Source organism: Roseovarius sp. D0-M9 (assembly GCF_037083805.1).
In the GTDB taxonomy this organism is placed as follows: Bacteria; Pseudomonadota; Alphaproteobacteria; order Rhodobacterales; family Rhodobacteraceae; genus Roseovarius.
The window spans coordinates 34,695-53,389 of record NZ_JBAPKZ010000013.1 but is presented as its reverse complement, the minus strand read 5'-3'; the positions used below and the strand labels follow the sequence as shown (position 1 = coordinate 53,389).

23 protein-coding genes are annotated in these 18,695 nt (G+C 63.0%); 9 read left to right on the top strand and 14 right to left on the bottom strand.

Features of this window, described 5'->3' with window-relative positions; translation table 11 throughout:
- Positions 1-138: 138 nt before the first annotated feature.
- From V8352_RS10500 to V8352_RS10445, 12 genes are all read right to left on the bottom strand, one after another.
- Positions 139-507, bottom strand: coding sequence for an MliC family protein (locus V8352_RS10500; protein ID WP_336424243.1), 369 nt, complete (start codon positions 505-507; stop codon positions 139-141).
- 113 nt (positions 508-620) lie between these two features.
- A complete protein-coding gene (locus tag V8352_RS10495) occupies positions 621-1,436 on the bottom strand; it encodes a hypothetical protein (protein WP_336424242.1) in 816 nt (271 codons plus the stop codon).
- Positions 1,433-2,257 carry a sulfite exporter TauE/SafE family protein gene (locus V8352_RS10490; RefSeq protein ID WP_336424241.1) on the bottom strand — a complete coding sequence of 275 codons (825 nt, stop codon included), beginning with the start codon at positions 2,255-2,257 and terminating at the stop codon, positions 1,433-1,435. Before V8352_RS10490 ends, V8352_RS10495 begins: the two co-directional genes overlap by 4 nt.
- A gap of 74 nt (positions 2,258-2,331) precedes the next feature.
- A complete protein-coding gene (gene dusA / locus V8352_RS10485; protein WP_336424240.1) occupies positions 2,332-3,360 on the bottom strand; it encodes a tRNA dihydrouridine(20/20a) synthase DusA in 1,029 nt (342 codons plus the stop codon).
- A 314-nt stretch (positions 3,361-3,674) separates the two neighbouring features.
- Complete coding sequence (locus V8352_RS10480) at positions 3,675-3,803, bottom strand: hypothetical protein (protein WP_336424239.1); 129 nt, start codon at positions 3,801-3,803, stop codon at positions 3,675-3,677.
- Position 3,804: 1 nt separating this feature from the next.
- Entirely contained in the window at positions 3,805-4,989 is a 1,185-nt protein-coding gene (locus V8352_RS10475; RefSeq protein ID WP_336424238.1) for a formate dehydrogenase subunit gamma, read from the bottom strand.
- A 78-nt stretch (positions 4,990-5,067) separates the two neighbouring features.
- On the bottom strand, positions 5,068-5,661 hold the full coding sequence (gene fdh3B, locus V8352_RS10470; RefSeq protein WP_336424237.1) for a formate dehydrogenase FDH3 subunit beta: 594 nt from the start codon (positions 5,659-5,661) through the stop codon (positions 5,068-5,070).
- Between the two features lie 11 nt (positions 5,662-5,672).
- Positions 5,673-8,675 (bottom strand): formate dehydrogenase subunit alpha, encoded by a 3,003-nt coding sequence (locus V8352_RS10465; RefSeq protein ID WP_336424236.1) that lies wholly within the window; start codon positions 8,673-8,675, stop codon positions 5,673-5,675.
- A gap of 85 nt (positions 8,676-8,760) precedes the next feature.
- A complete protein-coding gene (locus tag V8352_RS10460; protein WP_336424235.1) occupies positions 8,761-8,949 on the bottom strand; it encodes a twin-arginine translocation pathway signal protein in 189 nt (62 codons plus the stop codon).
- A 64-nt stretch (positions 8,950-9,013) separates the two neighbouring features.
- Positions 9,014-9,622, bottom strand: coding sequence for a TorD/DmsD family molecular chaperone (locus V8352_RS10455; RefSeq protein WP_336424234.1), 609 nt, complete (start codon positions 9,620-9,622; stop codon positions 9,014-9,016).
- Positions 9,619-10,260, bottom strand: a complete 642-nt coding sequence (locus V8352_RS10450; protein WP_336424233.1) for a DUF3306 domain-containing protein — start codon at positions 10,258-10,260, stop codon at positions 9,619-9,621. The genes V8352_RS10455 and V8352_RS10450 overlap by 4 nt, the downstream gene beginning before the upstream one ends.
- Positions 10,257-10,826: a DUF3305 domain-containing protein gene (locus V8352_RS10445; protein WP_336424232.1), complete on the bottom strand. Its 570-nt coding sequence runs from the start codon at positions 10,824-10,826 to the stop codon at positions 10,257-10,259. The genes V8352_RS10450 and V8352_RS10445 overlap by 4 nt, the downstream gene beginning before the upstream one ends.
- A 220-nt stretch (positions 10,827-11,046) precedes the next feature.
- Between V8352_RS10445 and V8352_RS10440 the strand changes: the two genes are divergently transcribed.
- From V8352_RS10440 to V8352_RS10400, 9 genes are all read left to right on the top strand, one after another.
- Positions 11,047-13,002 carry a 4Fe-4S binding protein gene (locus V8352_RS10440; RefSeq protein ID WP_336424231.1) on the top strand — a complete coding sequence of 652 codons (1,956 nt, stop codon included), beginning with the start codon at positions 11,047-11,049 and terminating at the stop codon, positions 13,000-13,002.
- A 38-nt stretch (positions 13,003-13,040) separates the two neighbouring features.
- Complete coding sequence (locus V8352_RS10435) at positions 13,041-13,229, top strand: DUF6494 family protein (protein WP_336424230.1); 189 nt, start codon at positions 13,041-13,043, stop codon at positions 13,227-13,229.
- 7 nt (positions 13,230-13,236) lie between these two features.
- A complete protein-coding gene (locus V8352_RS10430; protein WP_336424229.1) occupies positions 13,237-14,304 on the top strand; it encodes an Mrp/NBP35 family ATP-binding protein in 1,068 nt (355 codons plus the stop codon).
- Positions 14,301-15,005, top strand: a complete 705-nt coding sequence (locus V8352_RS10425) for a biotin/lipoate--protein ligase family protein (RefSeq protein WP_336424228.1) — start codon at positions 14,301-14,303, stop codon at positions 15,003-15,005. Before V8352_RS10430 ends, V8352_RS10425 begins: the two co-directional genes overlap by 4 nt.
- Positions 15,002-15,490, top strand: coding sequence for a DUF6505 family protein (locus tag V8352_RS10420; RefSeq protein ID WP_336424227.1), 489 nt, complete (start codon positions 15,002-15,004; stop codon positions 15,488-15,490). Before V8352_RS10425 ends, V8352_RS10420 begins: the two co-directional genes overlap by 4 nt.
- A 175-nt stretch (positions 15,491-15,665) precedes the next feature.
- Positions 15,666-15,869 carry a hypothetical protein gene (locus tag V8352_RS10415; protein ID WP_336424226.1) on the top strand — a complete coding sequence of 68 codons (204 nt, stop codon included), beginning with the start codon at positions 15,666-15,668 and terminating at the stop codon, positions 15,867-15,869.
- A complete protein-coding gene (locus V8352_RS10410; protein ID WP_336424225.1) occupies positions 15,866-16,288 on the top strand; it encodes a methyltransferase domain-containing protein in 423 nt (140 codons plus the stop codon). The genes V8352_RS10415 and V8352_RS10410 overlap by 4 nt, the downstream gene beginning before the upstream one ends.
- A 1-nt stretch (position 16,289) precedes the next feature.
- Complete coding sequence (locus V8352_RS10405) at positions 16,290-16,631, top strand: methyltransferase domain-containing protein (RefSeq protein WP_336424224.1); 342 nt, start codon at positions 16,290-16,292, stop codon at positions 16,629-16,631.
- Positions 16,628-17,242, top strand: a complete 615-nt coding sequence (locus tag V8352_RS10400; protein WP_336424223.1) for a methyltransferase domain-containing protein — start codon at positions 16,628-16,630, stop codon at positions 17,240-17,242. Before V8352_RS10405 ends, V8352_RS10400 begins: the two co-directional genes overlap by 4 nt.
- 115 nt (positions 17,243-17,357) lie before the next feature.
- Here V8352_RS10400 and V8352_RS10395 read toward each other — a convergent pair whose 3' ends face one another.
- Together V8352_RS10395 and V8352_RS10390 are read right to left on the bottom strand one after the other, a co-directional pair.
- On the bottom strand, positions 17,358-17,714 hold the full coding sequence (locus V8352_RS10395) for a TraR/DksA family transcriptional regulator (protein ID WP_336424222.1): 357 nt from the start codon (positions 17,712-17,714) through the stop codon (positions 17,358-17,360).
- Between the two features lie 191 nt (positions 17,715-17,905).
- Positions 17,906-18,631 (bottom strand): lysophospholipid acyltransferase family protein, encoded by a 726-nt coding sequence (locus tag V8352_RS10390; protein WP_336424221.1) that lies wholly within the window; start codon positions 18,629-18,631, stop codon positions 17,906-17,908.
- Positions 18,632-18,695 lie beyond the last annotated feature (64 nt).

Here is an 18,695-nt window from a genome sequence, read left to right as displayed (position 1 = left end):
GGCGAAACTTCGCGAAACGCTTCAGGGCCCCTCTTGTGGCGTCTTGGGTGGTCCGCGCCGTCCGAGGCCAGCGCACTATTCAGGTGTGGTAAAGAGGGCGCGATTTCCCGGCCCCGCAAGCATTATTCCGCGCCCGCGTCACTCACTGGCGGATGCGCAGGTCACGGCGGATGCATCGCTCGACTCATCGCTCAGCCTTGCCTCGCCGTCCTTGCTGTACCACTCGGACGGGCCCGACACATAGCGCGCGCCAGATCCCGAAAGCACGCTCACAAAGATCCGCGTCTCGCCCTTGAGAGGGATCAGAGCGAGGTTGTTGGACCCCGCACTGACATATTGCACCGACAATTCAGTGCCGTCATCGCAGCTGTATTGCATCGCCTGGATCGATCCATCGCGGCCCAGAGGCAACGGCAGCGAAAGACTGGTTTCAGCCTGCGAGGGGCCGGTAGCCCCAAGAGTGCAAAAGGCCAGCGCGGCGGAGGCAAAAAGCGGAAGTCTTGGCATTTGATTCATCCTTGGTCGGTTTGAAGCTAGAATATGCGGCCGGGCACCCGGCGGCAAGTCAGGCGACGCCACCAGCGGTGCCGTTCTGGCGCGCTATGGCGACGCTTCCCCTGCTAGGGCGCTGTCAGCCAATCATCGCCCAGACCGGGAAATTCAGGGCGAAAATAGGCGATCATGCGCCCCTCGGGCGGCGCGCTTGCCGCCTCTTCCCATGGGCCCACGCCATGCAGGGCCAGCCGATGCACCAGCACCGCCTCACCCGGCTGGGCAGGCACCGCGATACGCGCGCAGCGCGCAAAGACATCGCGGCGGGCGGCCTTGTAGATCTCGGTCAGGTCCACCTCCCCCCAGTCCTCGGGCGGGACGCCTTCCAAAGCCGACGCAAAGGCCGTGCGCATCACCTCGTGGCTGCCCTCCCAGACTGTAAGGGGACTGGCGCCCGCGCCGACCGGCGTCAGAGGCAGGCCAAGGATGTAGGCGTGGCGTTCCTTCAACATACGCGCGCGGGACGCGCCCACCGCCAAAAGGCCATCGACGTGGGCTGCATCCCGGCGCTGGCGATAGAGAAACGCCGCTTCGCTTTCATCCTTGCGGGGCTGAGGGTAGCCCGGCCAGACAACCGAGACCTGACCTGCGTGCAGCGGCAGATCGCCATAGGCGGCCCGCGCGGCCTCATACCCCGGCCCGGGCAGTGGCCCACTGCCCGCGACATCGCCCCTGCTGTCATTACTCAGAGTATCGACGCCGACGAACCACGTGCCGCCGCATTGCAGCCACTCTGCGCGGTGGGCAGGCTCTGCCATACGCTCCAGCGCGGCGGTTTTGGCGAATTCAGCCCAGCGCGACAGCCCTGCGTCATGTCCAAAGCGCACCCAACCCTTGGCCGCCAGAGCGCCCTCTGCGCCCTTTGTGCCGAACGCCCCTGTCAATAGCCCAGCGCCTTGCGCAGCATGTTGAGCGCAATCAGCGTGAGGAAGACGCCGAACACCCGCTTGAGCGGTTTTGGATCCATCGCATGCGCCAGCTTTGCTCCCAGCGGCGCAGTGATCAGCGTCATCGCGATCGTGATCAGAAATGCCGGGCCATTGACGGCACCCAGCGTGAAGGGCGGACGCCCCTCGGGCGCGACCGTCACCATCAGAAAGCCTATGACCGACGGGACGGCAATGGCCGCGCCCAGCCCTGCGGCGGTCGCAACCGCGCGGTGAATGGGGACGGAGTGCAGGCTCATCAGCGGCACACCGAAACTGCCGCCCCCTATGCCCATCAGCACCGACAAGAAGCCGACGATGGGGGACATGATCGCACGGCGCAGCCCGCCCGGCATCACCGCGCCCAGCCGCCATTTGGCACTGCCGAAGGTCATGTAGATGCCGACAAAGAACGCCAGCACGCCAAAAATCCCCTGAAGCGTGCCCGAGCGTAGCCCGGCCGCGACGATGACACCCAGAACGGCGCCGATGGCGATCCCCGGCGACCACTTGCGCAGGATGTCCCAATCGACTGCACCCTTGCGGTGATGCGCCAGAACCGAGCGCAGGGAGGTCACGATGATCGTCGCCAGCGATGTGGCAAGGCACACCTGCATCAGTTGTGGGCCGCCGTAACCCAAGGTGCTGAACGCATAGAAAAACGCCGGAACAAGGATGATACCGCCGCCAACCCCCAAAAGCCCTGCCAGCACGCCTGCGAAAGCACCGATCGCAAGCAGCATGGCCGTCATGGCCATCAAGAGGGTGGGATCGGGCATGAGGCGTCTCCTGTCATTGCGCGCGGGGGATGCCAGCGCGCCTCGAGGCACCCCGGCGCCGGGTCCGAGATGTCTTAGACCGGGTTTGCCGCATGGGCGCAAACGGATTCCGCGCCTGCCTGCGCCTCCTCGAGGCGGCCCAGCGCCGTCTCGATCAACTCGGGGCCCGCACCGGGCAGATGCGCGCCCTCCGACAGCATCCGCCGCCAGGCGCGCGCACCGGGCCGCCCCGCGAACAGACCCAGCATGTGCCGTGTGATCTGGTTCAGCCGCCCGCCGCCCGCCAGATGCGCCTCTGCATACTCCATCATCGCGCGGGCCGCGTCCTCGGGCGTGCTGTCGGACGTTTGCGCGCCAAAGATCACGCGGTCGGCGGCGCAGAGGATCTGCGCCGGCGCGTGATAGGCGGCGCGCCCGATCATCACGCCGTCCATCCCCGCGCTCAGATGCGCCTCAACCTCATCGAGGCTACCGATCCCGCCATTGACCGACAGATGCAGCGCAGGAAAGCGCGCCTTCATCTCGTGCACCAGCGGATAATCGAGGGGCGGAATATCACGGTTTTCCTTGGGGCTAAGCCCCGCGAGCCACGCCATGCGCGCATGGATCGTCAGACGTGTCACGCCCGCTGCGGCGATCCGCGCGATGAACTGCGGCAGGACTGTCGCGGGATCCTGATCATCAACGCCAATCCGGCATTTGACCGTCACCGGCAGCGACGTGGCGGCGCGCATCGCCTCGCAGCATTCGGCCACGAGCTCCGGCGACTTCATCAAGACGGCGCCAAAGGTGCCCGATTGCACGCGGTCACTGGGGCAACCGACATTAAGGTTGATCTCGTCATAGCCCGCCTCGGTGCCCAGCCGGGCGGCCCTGGCCAACTCGGCCGGATCCGATCCGCCCAATTGAAGCGCGACAGGATGCTCGGCCTGCCCATGATCCAGCAGATGCACCGCCCCACCCCGCACCAGCGCCGGCGCGGTGACCATCTCGGTATAGAGCAGCGCATGACGGCTGAGCAGCCGGTGCAAATGGCGGCAGTGGCGATCTGTCCAATCCATCATGGGTGCAACGGACAGCTTGGCGTGTTGATGGATTTGCATTTTTACATTCTTCGAACTGTTGGCGGCGGTCGATGTTGTGCTGACAGGCGCATGCGCGCCTTGCTCCCGCTCACTTTCGCGCGCGCGATCTCATTGGGGTCCACATAATTGATATGCCGACGGCTGGCAAACCGCAGCGCGCCCAGGGATGGGAAGGGTCGCCCGTTGCTTGAACTTCGTGAAAGGCCTCGGCAGATGTCTGACGGGATCGCGCAGGTTCGTCCACAATCAACATGGTTCACCCGACGGCGCCAGGCGAGGCTCTATTCCGCGCCATCCGGCCCAGTCTGCCCCGGCACGACCAACGCGCCCAGTTATTCAAGCCTGACGTTGGATGAGGAGGCGGAATTGGCATCAGAGGAAAAATCAGCGACTGTCAGAAGCTGGTTCGCGCCGATTGTGATCACCACCAAGGCAAGCAATGAAATCAAAAACGCTTTCATGTCATGCTTCCTTTTTCCGAAGTGCTTCGGCGTCTCGCACTTCCTCGACCCACAGGCTGTGATGCTCGCGCGCCCATTGCTCTTCGACCTCGCCCTTGCCCATCGCGTCAAAAGCGCCTTCCATGCCGATGGACCCCAGATAGATGTGAGCGAAAATGATCGCGGTCAAAACAAGGCTGACGATTGCGTGCCAGAGCTGCGCATATTGCATTTCTGCCTGGGGGGACAGCGGATAGGGTAGCGGATCCAACCCGACCAGACCGCTTATGCCCCAGTCGTTCAGCTTGGCAAAGGTCGCGCCGAACATGTTGAACTCATGGGGAAACAACAGCGAGATCCCCGACGCCGAAATGGATGCCCCCAAGACGATCACAGCCCAGAAGATCAGCTTTTGGCCAGCGTTGAATTTCTTGGCCGGTGGGTGACCGCTGCTGAAGATACCGCCCCCTTTGGCCAGCCAGGCCAGATCGGTGCGGTCGGGCAGGTTGTGAACCACCCAAAAGACAAAGATGATGACGAGTGCCACGATAAAAGCCCAAGAGACATTGTTGTGAACCCATTTCGTGCCGATGGCCAAAATGGAAAACGCCTCATGCCCGAAGGCCGGTATCAGCACCTTGCGCCCAAAGAGGGAAATCAGGCCCGTCACACCAAGGATGATGAACGAGGTTGCCAGCAGCCAATGCCCGAACCGTTCGACCCCGGTGAAACGCGTGATCGTGCGTCCGGTCTTTTCCCCGTCGATTCGGATGCGGCCGCGAATGAGATAGAAGAGCGCCAGAAGCACCAAGGTGCCGCCCAGCAGGGCCGCGCCATAAATCAACATCGGTCCTTCGCGGACTTCCAGCCACCACATCCCGCTGTCCTGGATAAGCGTCGTGGAGGCAGGCCCGCGAATCTGGGTCGTGACATCCGCCGTGTCATAGCGCAGCGCGCGCCACAGGTCCGGGTCTGACTGCCCACCAAGCGTTCCGAGCGGTTCCGTGGTCGGTGCGGCAGCGGACGGGTCTCCGGTTTCAGAGCGGCGAAATTCATCGTCCACATCCTGCTCGGCCTGCCGGCGCAAGATATCGTCAAGCGTTTGCGCGCCGCCGGTTTGCGCCCGCGGATCCTCGGCGGCCTCTTGCGCCAAAGCCGGAGTCATCAGGCTGCAAACAAAGAGGAAAACCGCAATCAGGCGAAGCATCCGAGCCATCCTTTATCATCTGGAAATCGTCGAGCGGCCTTTGCGGGGCCGCTCGACCAATCTAGGCAAACGGAAGGTTCAACCGCCCTTTTGATCATAGGCCGTGCCCCAGCCCCATGCCCCCGAACCAAAGCCTCGGGCGACGATACGCTCACGGTAGATATCCGAGACCTCATCGCCGTCACCCGCGAGCAGCGCCTTGGTCGAGCACATCTCGGCGCAAATCGGCAACTTGCCCTCGGCGATCCGATTGCGACCATACTTGGCAAACTCGGCTGCGGAGTGGTTTTCTTCGGGACCACCGGCGCAGAAGGTGCATTTGTCCATCTTGCCGCGCGATCCGAAGTTGCCGGCTTGGGGATACTGCGGTGCGCCGAAGGGGCATGCGTAGAAGCAGTAGCCGCAGCCGATGCAGAGATCCTTTGAATGCAGGACGATCCCGTCATCGGTCTGATAAAAGCAATCCACCGGACAGACCGCCATGCAAGGCGCATCAGAGCAATGCATGCAGGCGACCGAAATCGACCGCTCGCCGGGTTTGCCGTCATTTATGGTGACGACCTTGCGGCGATTGATGCCCCATGGCACCTCGTGTTCGTTCTTGCAGGCGGTGACACAGGCGTTGCATTCGATGCAGCGTTCAGCGTCGCAGAGAAACTTTGCTCTAGCCATGATCGTTCTCCTTATGCTGTCCAGATTTTGCAGAGAGTCGCTTTGGTCTCCTGCATCTGGGTGACGCTGTCATAACCATATGTCTGGGCGACATTGCACGATTCCCCAAGAACATAGGGGTCGGCCCCTTCGGGATACTTGTCGCGCAGGTCCCTGCCTTCGAAATGGCCGCCAAAGTGGAACGGCATGAAGGCCACGCCCGCGCCCACCCGTTCGGTCACCATGGCCATCACCTTGACCTTGCCGCCCTCGGGCCCTTCGACCCAGACCTGTGCGCCGTCACGGATACCAAGATCATTGGCATCGCGTGTGTTGATCTCGACGAACATGTCCTGCTGCAATTCCGCCAGCCAAGGGTTCGAACGGGTTTCGTCGCCGCCGCCCTCATATTCGACCAAGCGACCGGAGGTCAGGATGATCGGGTAGTCCTCGGAAAAGTCGTTGGTCTGGATCGAGCTGTACATCGTGGGCACCCGCCAGAACTTCTTGTCCTCATAGGTGGGGTAGTCGGCCACGAGGTCGCGGCGGTTGGAATAGAGCGGCTCGCGGTGCAGTGGCACAGGATCGGGGAAGGTCCAGACCACGGCGCGGGCCTTGGCATTTCCGAAGGGTGCGCAGCCATGTTTGATGGCGACCCTCTGGATCCCGCCCGACAGGTCCGTCTTCCAATTCACGCCGCCAGACTTCTCGACATAATCCGACGGAATTTCACCTTGCTGCGATGTCTCGCCAACCTCTTCCTGATCGGTCGAACCGCCATCATCCGCTGCCTCGTCCATCATGGGCGCGCCATCGGGGAAACCCGCCACGCGGTCGATAGCAGCCATTTCCTCTTGGGTCAGATCGCCCTCCCAGCCCAGATCACGCAGCATTTGCATCGTGAATTCCGGGTATCCGTCCTCGATCTCGGATCCTTTGGAATAAACACCTTCGGCGAGCAGATTGTCGCCGTCGCGCTCCACACCGAAACGCGCGCGGAAGGTCAGGCCGCCTTCGGCCACCGGAATGGACATGTCATAAAGCAGCGCCGTGCCGGGATGCTTCATCTCTGCGGTGCCCCAGCAGGGCCAGGGCATCCCGTAGAAATCGCCATCCGCAGGGCCGCCATTGGCGCGCAAGGTCGTGGGGTCGAAGGTATGCTGGTTGGCCATATGCATCTTGAGACGCTCGGGGCTCTGGCCCGTGTAGCCGATGGTCCACATGCCGCGGTTGAACTCACGCGTTATGTCTTCGACGTTCGGCTCGCCCCCCTCGTCAATCGCGATGTTGCGGAAAAGGCGGTCATGAAAACCGAACTTTTCGGCAAACTTGGCCATGATCGTTTGATCGGGAAGCGACTCGAACAACGGATCAAAGATCTTCTCACGCCATTGCAGCGACCGGTTGGAGGCGGTTGCAGACCCGCGCGTCTCGAACTGGGTGCTGGCCGGCAGGAGGTAAACGCCGTCGGTGCGATCCTGCATCACGGCGGAAACTGTCGGATATGGATCGACCACGACCAACATGTCCAGCCGCTCCATCGCGGTCTTCATTTCCTTCATCCGCGTTTGCGAGTTTGGCGCATGGCCCCACAGAACCATGGCGCGCGTGTTGTCCGGCTGGTCAAGGTTGGCCTTGTCCTCCAGCACGCCGTCAATCCAGCGGCTGACCGGAATACCAGTCAGGTTCATCATCTTGGTCTCGCCAACCGAGGCGTCCGAGAAACGCCCCTTGAGCCAATCTGCGTCTTCCTCCCACACGCGGGCCCAATGGGCCCATGCCCCCTCGGACAGGCCGTAGTAGCCAGGCAATGTATCGGCCAGAACACCGAGGTCCGTGGCACCCTGCACGTTGTCGTGCCCGCGGAAGATGTTCGTGCCGCCGCCCGCGCGGCCCATGTTGCCAAGCGCAAGCTGCAAGATGCAGTAAGCGCGGGTGTTGTTGTTGCCGTTGGTATGCTGGGTGCCGCCCATGCACCAGACGACGGTGCCGGGGCGGTTGTTGGCCAAGGTGCGCGCCACGCGCTCCAGCTGCTCGCCCGGCGCACCGGTCACGCGCTCGACCTCTTCGGGGGTCCAGTTCTGCACCTCGTTGCGGATCTCGTCCATGCCCCAGACACGGGTGCGGATGAATTCCTTGTCCTCCCAGCCGTTCTCGAAAATGTGCCACAGAATGCCCCACACCAGCGCCACGTCGCTGCCCGGACGAAAGCGCACATATTCGTCCGCATGTGCCGCCGTGCGCGTGAATCGCGGATCGCAGACGATCAGGGGGGCGTTATTTTGCTCCTTGGCCTTCAGGATGTGCAGCAACGAGACCGGATGCGCCTCGGCGGGATTGCTGCCGATCAGGAACATCGCCTTGGAATTGTGGATGTCGTTGTAGCTGTTGGTCATGGCGCCGTAGCCCCATGTATTCGCCACACCGGCCACGGTGGTCGAGTGGCAGATACGCGCCTGATGGTCGACGTTGTTCGTGCCCCAATACGCGGCAAACTTGCGGAACAGATAGGCCTGCTCGTTGCTGTGCTTGGCCGAGCCCAGCCAATAGACGGAATCCGGGCCGCTTTCGTCGCGGATCTTCATCATGCCATCACCGATCTCGTTGATGGCCTGTTCCCAGCTGAGGCGAACCCATTCGCCGTTCTCTTTTTTCATCGGGTATTTCAGGCGCCGCTCACCATGCGCGTGCTCGCGCACCGATGCGCCCTTGGCGCAATGCGCGCCCATGTTGAACGGGCTGTCAAAGCCGGGCTCCTGGCCTGTCCAGACACCATTGTCGACCTCGGCGATCACGGTGCACCCGACCGAGCAATGGGTGCAGACGGATTTCTTGGTCTCGATCGCCCGCTCTGAGGCGGTTTGCGCAGTGGCGCGCGACACGGTGCCGCCGGTTGCGGCGACAGCTGCAAGCCCGCCGATGGCAAGGCCCGAACCGCGCAGGAAGGTCCGGCGGTCTACGCCGGTAACCGCGGCGCTGGTCGTCGTAGCCCTTGCAGCTCGGCGCGCGCTGCCATTTGTCTTTTTCCTGAGCATGTCTCTCTCCCTACTTCTGCGCTGTGGCAGTCTTGGTACCTATCAAATGTCCCCGGCCCCTTCCCCTGAGGCGGGTCATGCAGCCCTAAAAGCGGGTGCTTTTCAAATATGCGCGGGTGTGTTCGGTGTCCTGCATCACTTGCGATGTCAGATCGACTTCGGCCGGACCCGCTTGCGCCTCGCTTCCGGCGGAAACGGCCACAATGCCCGGCACTGCCGTGCCGGCGATCTTCAGAAAATTCCGGCGCGTCGTGCCCTGTTTCGTGTCAGCCATTTTCTTTGTCTCCTCCCGTTAAACTTCTTCATGGCAGCCCCCGCCGCCGCGCAATCAGCGGCCCTCAGCCAGACATCATGCGAAATGCTTCCTGCTCCACCGCGAGAAACTCCGCGCCGACAGCGCCGACCGACGCATAAAGCGTCGATGCCTTTGCCCCTTGCAGGTCCGTAAAGAAGTGCGGCGCCCACGGCCCGATGTTCTTGCTGTAGAATTCTTTTTGCCGCGCCAATGGCGCGGGATTGCCAAAGCGCCCGACGATCATTCCGCCCATCATCTCCATCAGCGAGGCGATGTTGTCCTCAGGCTCGAACGTGTTTTCCGCCCGCGTCATGCCAAGCGACGCCATGTCGGCGCGCAGGTTGGCCAGCGGTTTTTCGTTCAGAAATCCGGTCATGTAATAGCTGGCGTAGGGCAAGAGCTCGCCGCGACCAAGGCCGATAAAGAGCGCATTGAATTCCTTGAGGGCTGATCTGGGCCGCGTCACCCTGGCAACGGACGCCAGCCCCTCGATTGCCTGCCCAAGCGGCGAGGCGTCACCCACCAGATCGGCCGTCTGGGCCAACAGGATCTCATCGGGAGGGCCTGCCAGCATCACGCCAAGGTAGTTGTAAAGATCAGCGCGCAGGCGATCCTCTTCGTCGATCTGCTGATGTGCTGCGGCCAAGGTCATGCACTGTTTCCATCAAAGTAAAATGCCATTCGCCGGGGCCTGAAGTCGTCCGCGCCATCATCGGCATCTTGCACGGATGCCTCTGGTTCAGCGGCCAGATCCGAGGCGTGAGCCTCGCCCGTTGCCACCGCAGCTTCGTCTGTCAACGCGATTTCGACCGACTCCTCTTGAGGTTCATCTTGGGCCGCTTTCGCATCCTTGTCGAGTGTCATCGCATCATCGGCGCTCTGCTCACCTTGCTGCGCGACCTCCAGAACGTGCGCCAGAAGGCCCTTGCCAACCTGATAGTTGGTCGCAATCGGCCCGTTGCCATAGCTGCCGGTCAGGTAGTCGTCATCATAATCATTCAGTCCGTCCACACATGCCAGAACCGGATTGCTGCGCCACAGCTTGCGCAGCGCCCGTTTGCGGATGTGCTCGGGAACGGCCTTGGCCATGAAGGCGGTGAAATCGTCGCCTTTCTCCATCGTTTCAGGGTCGGGCAGATCGAGATCGGCGAGGATCTCTTCGTCGCTCTTTTCCGCCAGGGCCTGCTGTTGCCGGGCCTCGATTGCAGCCTGTTCGGCTGCGGCGCTGGCCTCGGCCTCCGCCTTGACGCCAGCACGGCGGCGCTCCCAGAAACTGGCGCTTCGGGTCATTTCAATGCCCCCATGCGGCTGCGCGGCGACCGGAACACGTCGCTGTCCTGCACGATGCGCGCATCGCCAATGCCGTCCTCGGGCTCTTCGGCGCGCCAGTTGCGGCGCTTGCGCTTGACGAAGGCTTCCTCTTCGTGGTGGCGCGTCACAAAATCAGCAACCCATGCCTGCATGCCGTCCGGCATCGCCACCTTTTCGACCAACACCTCGGCCGAGTCGCAATAATCCTGCGCCTCATAAGGCGAGGCCGTCACCAGCGTCACTTTCCAAGGCCGATCAGGCGATGAGGCATCCGGGCTGAGCACGACATAGACAGACGGCTGCCGGGCCTGAAGCTCATGCACATAAGCCTCGGTATCGGACACAAACAGCTCAAGCGGAAGCGTCGCCGCGTGAAAGTCGGTCACGTCGCCCTCAGACCGCAGAACAGTCCAGTTTGCCGCCCCCGCACCGGGCAGAATGCCGACCGCACGCCAGACCCACTTGGCCCAGCGCGTGACGCCGGGCGCTTTCCGAACCACGATTCCGAGCGGAATGGATTGGGAGTGAGGAAAAACGAAAGTCATGCTGGCACTCGCTGGCTGACGGGATATGGAATACCTCAGTGTACCGGTTTGCAGCAAAAATCAAAGGGGGATTTGAGACGGTATCGTCTTGCCTTTCCTTTGGGGCATGGGATCCACTCCGTGCCGCTACGTCAGATTTGGCGCTGCGCGACGAAACTTGCCAGATCACCTTTCATCTGCTGGGGTTCCATCCTACCCTCGGACTCTCAAGGGGGCTCAAATGAAAAAAACGCTGATGATCTGCGACTGTCTGGGGTCTCAAACCATAGACGCGGTCGCGCTTGGTGCGGCGACGGGGCTGGAATGCTCGCGCCTTCACACGGATCTCTGCCAATCCCAGATCGCCGCGGCCACCAAGGCGCTGGAGGGCGGCGAGGTCATGATCGCCTGCCAGCAGGAGGCCGAGCGCTTTGGCGCGCTGGCCGAGGATCTGGGCGCGCCCGAGCCTGCCTTTGTCGATATCCGGGACAGGGCCGGGTGGACTTCGGACACAAGGGACACCACCGCCAAGATGGCCGCATTGGTCGCCGACGCCGCGCTGCCCCAGCCGCCGTCCAAGACGACCGATGTCGTCTCAGGCGGGATCTGCCTCATCATCGGCGCGCCTGATGTGGCGATTGCCGCCGCCGAAAAGCTGGCCGACATTCTGGCGGTGACGGTGCTGGTGCCGGACGGAGCGGACCTGCCCCACACCAGCCGCTTTGATTGCTGCGCCGGACGCTTGCGCGATGTGTCGGGCACGCTGGGTCAATTCCATATCTCGATCGACGCCTTCCAGCAGGTCCTGCCGGGAGGGCGCGGCGCGCCTACACTGACGGATGCGCGCGATGGCGCGAAATCCGACTGTGATCTGATCCTCGATCTGACAGGTGGCACGCCGCTCTTTCCCGCGCCTGACAAGCGCGACGGATACCTGCGCGCCGATCCCGGTAGCTTGCCCGCCGTGGCGGACGCGGTGCTGGAGGCCAGCCAGATGGTCGGCACCTTCGAGAAGCCGCTTCATGTCCGAATGGAGCCATCCCTATGCGCCCACTCGCGCGCCGGGCAGCCGGCCTGCTCGAACTGCCTCGATGTCTGCCCCACCGGCGCGATCCTGCCCGCAGGCGAGCATGTGAGCATTGACCCCCTGATCTGCGCCGGGTGCGGTGCCTGTTCGGCGGTCTGCCCGTCGGGTGCAATCAGCTATGACGCGCCGCCGGTCGATCATGTGTTCCGCCGGATCGGCACGCTGGCCTCGGCCTATCGCAAGGCGGGCGGAACCTCGGGCGTTCTGCTGGTGCATGACGCGCATGGGGCCGAGATGATCCGCCTTGCCGCGCGCTACGGCAATGGTCTGCCTGTTGATGTGATCCCGCTGGAGATCGAAGCGCTGGCAATGTTCGGCCATGCCGAAATGCTGGGGTCACTGGCCAGCGGGTTTGCCGCGGTCGACATCCTGCTTGCCCCCAAAAGCGACCGCGATGTCCTGCACAGCCAAGAGACTCTGGCTGCCGCCATGGGCGCAGGCGATGCCGTGACGCTGCTGGATATCACCGACCCCGACGCCCTGTCGGATCATCTTTTCGAGCGCGAGGCCCCGGCGACTGCGCCCGCTCCTGCAATCCTGCCGCAAGGCTCGCGCCGCCAGATCGCGCGCCTCGCCGCCAAGGCGCTGGCAGCGGAGGAGGAGGTCATTCCCCTGCCCGATCACGCGCCATACGGCGCGGTCATCGTCGATACAGATGCGTGCACCTTGTGTCTGGCTTGTGCCTCGCTTTGCCCATCGGGCGCGCTGTTGGACAATCCCGATATGCCGCAGCTTCGCTTCAAGGAGGATGCGTGCCTGCAATGCGGCCTGTGCGCCAATGTGTGCCCCGAGGATGCGATTACCTTACAGCCCCGAATGGATTTGACCGACGCGGCCCTCTCCCAAGTGGTCCTGAACGAGGAAGAGCCCTTTGCCTGCGTCGAATGCGGCAGCCTCTTTGGCGTCAAGTCCACCGTCGAGCGGATCATGGAAAAGCTGGCCGGCAATCACGCGATGTTCGACAACCCTGCCGCGGCGCGGATGATCCAGATGTGCGACAATTGCCGCGTTCAGGCACAGTTCCACGGGCAGAATAATCCGTTCGCAGGCAAGGAGCGCCCGCAAGTCCGCACAAGCGAGGACTACTTGTCCAAGCGCAAGGATCATTAGTAAAAGCCACTCTGACCAGCCCCGAAAAGGAGACGAAGATGAGCGATGATTTCAACATGTCGATGCGCAAATTTCTCAAGCAAGTCGGCGTGACATCCCAGCAGGCGATCGAAGAAGCGTTCCGCGAGGCCGAAGGCACGGAAGGCAAGGAGTTCGAGGCGCGCATGGTCCTCAAGATCGACGGCGTGGATCTTGAGCATGTGGTCACCGGCAAGATCAAGGGGTGATGCCAGTATGACCCTCACCCGCGACGATGTGCTGGCCACGCTGAAAACCATGTCCGATCCGGTCAGCGGCACATCGCTGGTCGATGCAGGCCTGATCAAGGCGTTGACGGTTCAGGACGGGGCCGTACGCTTTGTTCTGGAGGTCAGCGGCACGCACGCGGAAACTTATGCCAAGGTCAAGGACGAGGCTGAGGCCAAGCTCAATGCCTTGCCCGGTCTGGAAAGCCTGTCTGTCGTCATGACGGCCCACAGCGCGCCCGCAGCGCCCCCGGACCTGAAGCTGAACCGCCCCGCCGAGCCGGCAGGCCCCCAGAAGATACCCGGCGTGGACCGGATCATCGCGGTGGCCTCGGGCAAGGGCGGCGTCGGCAAATCCACGGTCGCCGCCAACCTCGCCTGCGCACTGGCCGCCGAAGGGCGCCGTGTCGGGCTGCTGGATGCCGATGTCTATGGACCCTCGCAACCGCGCATGCTCGGCGTGTCGGGGCGCCCTTCCTCGCCCGATGGCAAGACAATCCTGCCAATGCGCAACTTTGGCGTGACGATGATGTCCATCGGACTGATGACAAACGACGATCAGGCGGTCGTCTGGCGCGGTCCGATGCTAATGGGCGCGTTGCAGCAAATGCTGACACAGGTGCAATGGGGCGCGCTCGACGTGTTGATCGTGGACCTGCCGCCCGGCACCGGCGACGTGCAGATGACGTTGGCGCAAAAGGCCCACCTCAACGGCGCGATCATCGTCTCGACACCGCAGGACGTGGCGCTGCTGGATGCCCGCAAGGGGATCGACATGTTCAACCAGCTTGGCACGCCGATCATTGGCATGATTGAAAACATGTCGACGCATATCTGCTCGCAATGCGGACATGAGGAGCACATGTTCGGCCACGGCGGCGTTTCGAATGAGGCGCAAAAGCTGGGGGTGCCACTGCTGGCCGAAATACCGCTGCACCTCGATATCCGGCTGGCGGCGGATGGCGGGGCGCCGATCGTCGTGTCCAAACCCGACTCGGCGCAGGCCGCGGGATTTCGCGCTGTCGCACAACAATTGGTCACGCTTGGTCACGCATGAGCGCACCGGTTTTTCCCCCACTCTTTTCCGGGCTGGATGCGGCGGGCGCCGATCCGTTCAGCTTGGCCTGCGCGAAGGCGTCCGAGGTCTGCGACGCAGGGCTGGTCTGCTATGATCTGGGCCATGACCGCCTGCGCGCGGCGATGGTCTTTGCGCCCGAGGTTCCGCTGCGCACCGCCGCCTGCATGTTGCCACTGTGCGGTGTCGGCATACAAAATGCGCTCGGTGCGCTCGCGCCGCCCGAAGTCGGGGTGCATCTGGGCTGGCCCGGCGAGATATACGTTAATGGCGGGCGCTGCGGCGCCTTGCGGATCGCTGCCGCCACCCGAGATCCCGAGGCCATTCCAGACTGGCTGGTGGTCGGCCTGACGATCGACCTGTGGCCACCCTCCGAGGACACTGGGCTGACACCCGATGCGACAGCGCTTTATGCCGAGGGTTGCGGCGAGGTGGATCCGGAAAGCCTGGTCGAGGCGTGGGTGCGGCACACATTGGTCCAGATCAACGCCTGGACCGACGAAGGAACGACAAGGCTGCACCGCGACTGGCTTGCGGTGGCTCACGGACTGAATACCGCCGTGACGGTCGGCGAATATGAGGGGACATTCATCGGTATTGACGAGGATCTTGGACTTTTGTTGAAAACCAAGGATACAGCCCGCATGATCCCCCTCACCACCCTCTTGGCGGAGCCCGCATGAAACTTGCCCGAGCGATCCATTTCGACGAAAGCGACACAAGGGTTTTCCACAACCCCGCCAGAACCGGCGAATGGTGCATTTCGGGCGGGTTCGAGTTTTCCAACTGGTCCGAGGCTGATCTGACGGGCAAGGCCCGGCAGGCCTTTGCCAACGGATGGATGGGCTGCACGACATTCGGCCGCGTGAGTTTTGTCGCCGTGACCCAGATCGAACCTGCCGAGCGTGACGCGCTGGCGGACATATTGGCGCAGCATTTCGTCGACATCTACGGCGCGCCCTCGCTGACCGCCGCGCGCGGCGTCGCCTTGGAAGAGCTGTCCCAGATGGCCGATCTTTGCGACGAGCATGACGCCAACACGCTGCTGACGATCTCGCGCGAGTTGACCGAGGCAGGAGTGCGCGAGGCCTACCGTGTGATCCGCGCCCAAGACGCAAGCCTCGAGCAATTCGCGATCCATGGATCGCTGGATGATCCAAATCACTAAGGCGCTGCCCCCTTGGCCTACGTCCCTTGGGGCGACCATCCGCCAAGAGCGGACGAAGGGCGCAGGTTGATCCCTGAGCATAGCGCCAATTGAGTTCTTCCGCGATCCAGCCGATAAAGGGCGCCCATGTTGAACCGGCGGAAAGGTGACCGCACTCCTTGAAGGCGGCCATGAGATGAGCGCACTTTTTGAAGAACTCGATTACTGCCCGACGCCGATCGGCGCGCTTAGCCTGCGCCGCCGGCGCGATATGCGGCTTGGTGTCGATGTCGTAGTCGGCGGCCTTGGCCTTGGCTATACCACCGAAGCGGTCCTTGACCAGCCGGACGCCGCCGAGCTTTGCGTAGTCAGGTCTCTCGCGCGGGCAGAGGAGGAATGACCCTTTCCGGCCCGGATATTGCGCGCACGAGTGCCATCTGCGCCTGCCCCGTCTGCACGGCGGCCGCTGAGCATTTCCTGGCGGTCGCGGGGCAAGATTACTTTCGCTGCCCAGCCTGCGAGGCACGTTTTCTCGACCCGGAGCAGCGCCTGTCGGGCGAGGCCGAGTATGCGTATTACCTGCAACACGAAAACGATCCGGGAGATGCGCGCTACCGCCGCTTCCTGTCCAAACTGGCAGACCCGTTGAACGCGCGGCTTGCGCCCTCGTCCCGAGGGCTGGATTATGGCTGCGGCCCCGGTCCTGCGCTGGCGGCAATGCTGCGCGATGCGGGGCATGACGTGGCACTGTTTGATCCCTTCTTTGCGCCCGATCCGGCACCCCTGAGCGCCCTNAATGCTGCGCGATGCGGGGCATGACGTGGCACTGTTTGATCCCTTCTTTGCGCCCGATCCGGCACCCCTGAGCGCCCTCTACGATTTTGTCACCTGCACGGAGGTGGCCGAGCATTTCCATTACCCGGATCGCGAGTTTGCACGTCTGCGCGGGTTGGTCCGCCCCGGCGGCTGGCTTGCCATCATGACCTGCTTTCAGACCGAGGACGCGCACTTCGCAAACTGGCACTACCGCAAGGATCCGACGCATGTGGTGTTCTACCGCGAGCAAACCTTTCGCCATCTGGCCCATGTCTGGGGGTGGGTTTGCGAGGTGCCGGGCAAGGATGTCGTGTTGATGCAAGCCCCCGGCGGGGCCCCTGCATGACCAGCTGGCTGCACGAAGAGCGCCTGAAGGCCGTGGATGCGGCCCTGCGCGACAGTGGCCCGGCCCGCCGCGTGCTTGACCTTGGGTGCGGCGATGGGGATCTTTTCGTGCGTCTGGTCGCACGCGAGGACGTTCAAGAGCTTGTGGGCGTCGATCTGTGCCGCGCCTCGCTGGATCGTTTGCGCAGCAGACTGGCGGCCTGCGACGTGCGCGTGCCCCGCGTCGATCTGCGCGAGGCTTCGATGACCGAGCCTGCCGCCGATCTGACCGGGTATGATTGCGCGCTGCTTGTCGAAACGATCGAGCATATTGATCCGGGCGATCTGTCCAAGCTGGAGCGCGCGCTCTTTTACCGAATGCGGCCGCGCAGCATCGTGATCACCACCCCGAATGCCGAGTTCAACCCGCTGCTCGGCGTGCCGACCCACCGGATGCGCCATCCCGATCACCGCTTTGAGTGGGATCGGGCCACATTCCGAAAATGGTGCGCGCGCGCGGCCCAGGCAGCGGGCTACACCGCCCGGTTTAACGACATCGCAGGCCACCATCCCGCGCTGGGGGGCGCAAGCCAGATGGCCGTCTTTCGCGTGGCGAAGGTGGATGCGGTTTGAAGGAAACACCGGCAGTCGAGATGTTCAGGCATTAACAACCGGCGGTGATATTGCGGCGGGCGCGCGTCACCGGCCTGAATCCGCTTTGATTCAATTGAGCTGTAACCAGATCGTTTCAGGTCGCGCAATCGCGGCAGCGGATCGCAGTGGGATCGACATCAAGCCTGCGGAATCCGATGAACGCCCCGCAATCGACGCACCAGCCGAACTCTTCGGCCTCGATCCGGCGAATGGCCGCTTCGAGTGCGCGGATCCGGCCATTTCTACGGGTTTCCTGCGCCGAGGCCATGGCCTGTTGCTGCATCGCATCCATTCGGCTCAGTCGGCCAACGCTTTGCTGGTCAAGCTCGACTGGCCGGCGGTCGCCTGCCGTCTCCGCCGACGAGGCGCGCAAGTCCCGCAGATCGCCTTGGATCTCTGCGAGATACCGCGACTTCAACTCATCTGGGTCGGGGTCAGCATCGTCCGTCATGCAGCAACTACAAACGAAACCTCTGCGAATGACAACATGCAAGTTGCAAGCATCCGTCACGGCGAAATTGCCGGGTGCCCTGCCCGGTTTCGGGCGCTGCGGCCACGGTCCAAGGCGGCCTCGTGAGGGCCCGAGGGCCGCCTGCGAATTCACGCCTCACATGCTTCCAAATGCTGGATGTCGCGCCGCGCTCAGTGCGTCCCGAGTTTCGGGCGCTCGGTCTCCAGAAGGGTTTGCACCGTCTGGGTAAACGAGGCCGCAGGCAGGCCCGGCGGAACCGGCTCCAGATAGGAGACCGTGATCGTGCCGGGCTGTTTGAACGCGTGGGCCGCCCCCCAGAAGTCGCCGGAATTGACCACCACCGGCAAAACGGGCGTGCCGAGTTGAGTATAGAGCAATTCTATGCCGCGCCTGAAACGGATCGGCTCGCCCGGAAGCATCCGACTGCCTTGCGGGAACAAAAGAAGCGGCCGCCCCTCCGCGAGGGCGGCGCGGCCCTGTTTGAGCATCATCTTGAATGCCGCAGAGCCGGTTTCCCGGTCGATGATGATCATCGGCGAGTGCCGCAGATACCACGACAAGACCGGAATGCGCAGCAACTCCTTCTTGGCGACGATTGCGACATCGGGAAACAGCACAAGATAGACAAGCGTTTCCCATGTCGATTCATGGTTCGAAATGATGATCCCGGCCTCGGGCTGGCGGTGGGCACGCCCCCGTTCGGTGTAGGTGAGGCCGACGACGAAGCGCAAAAGAAATACAACGCCTCTCACCCACAGTCGCGTGAAGGCGCGCACCGCACCTGCGGGCCTGCCCACAAGCCATAAAAAAGGGATGCCGAGTGCAAAACTGCCGGTCCAGAGTGCGAACAGCCCGTCAAAGGCAAGTGACCGCAGTTTGCGCTGCATTTGCGCCATCGTCGCTCTCCCTCACCTTCTCGTCCCATTGCCCCGGCTGTCGTTCGCACAAGGGTCTGACGGC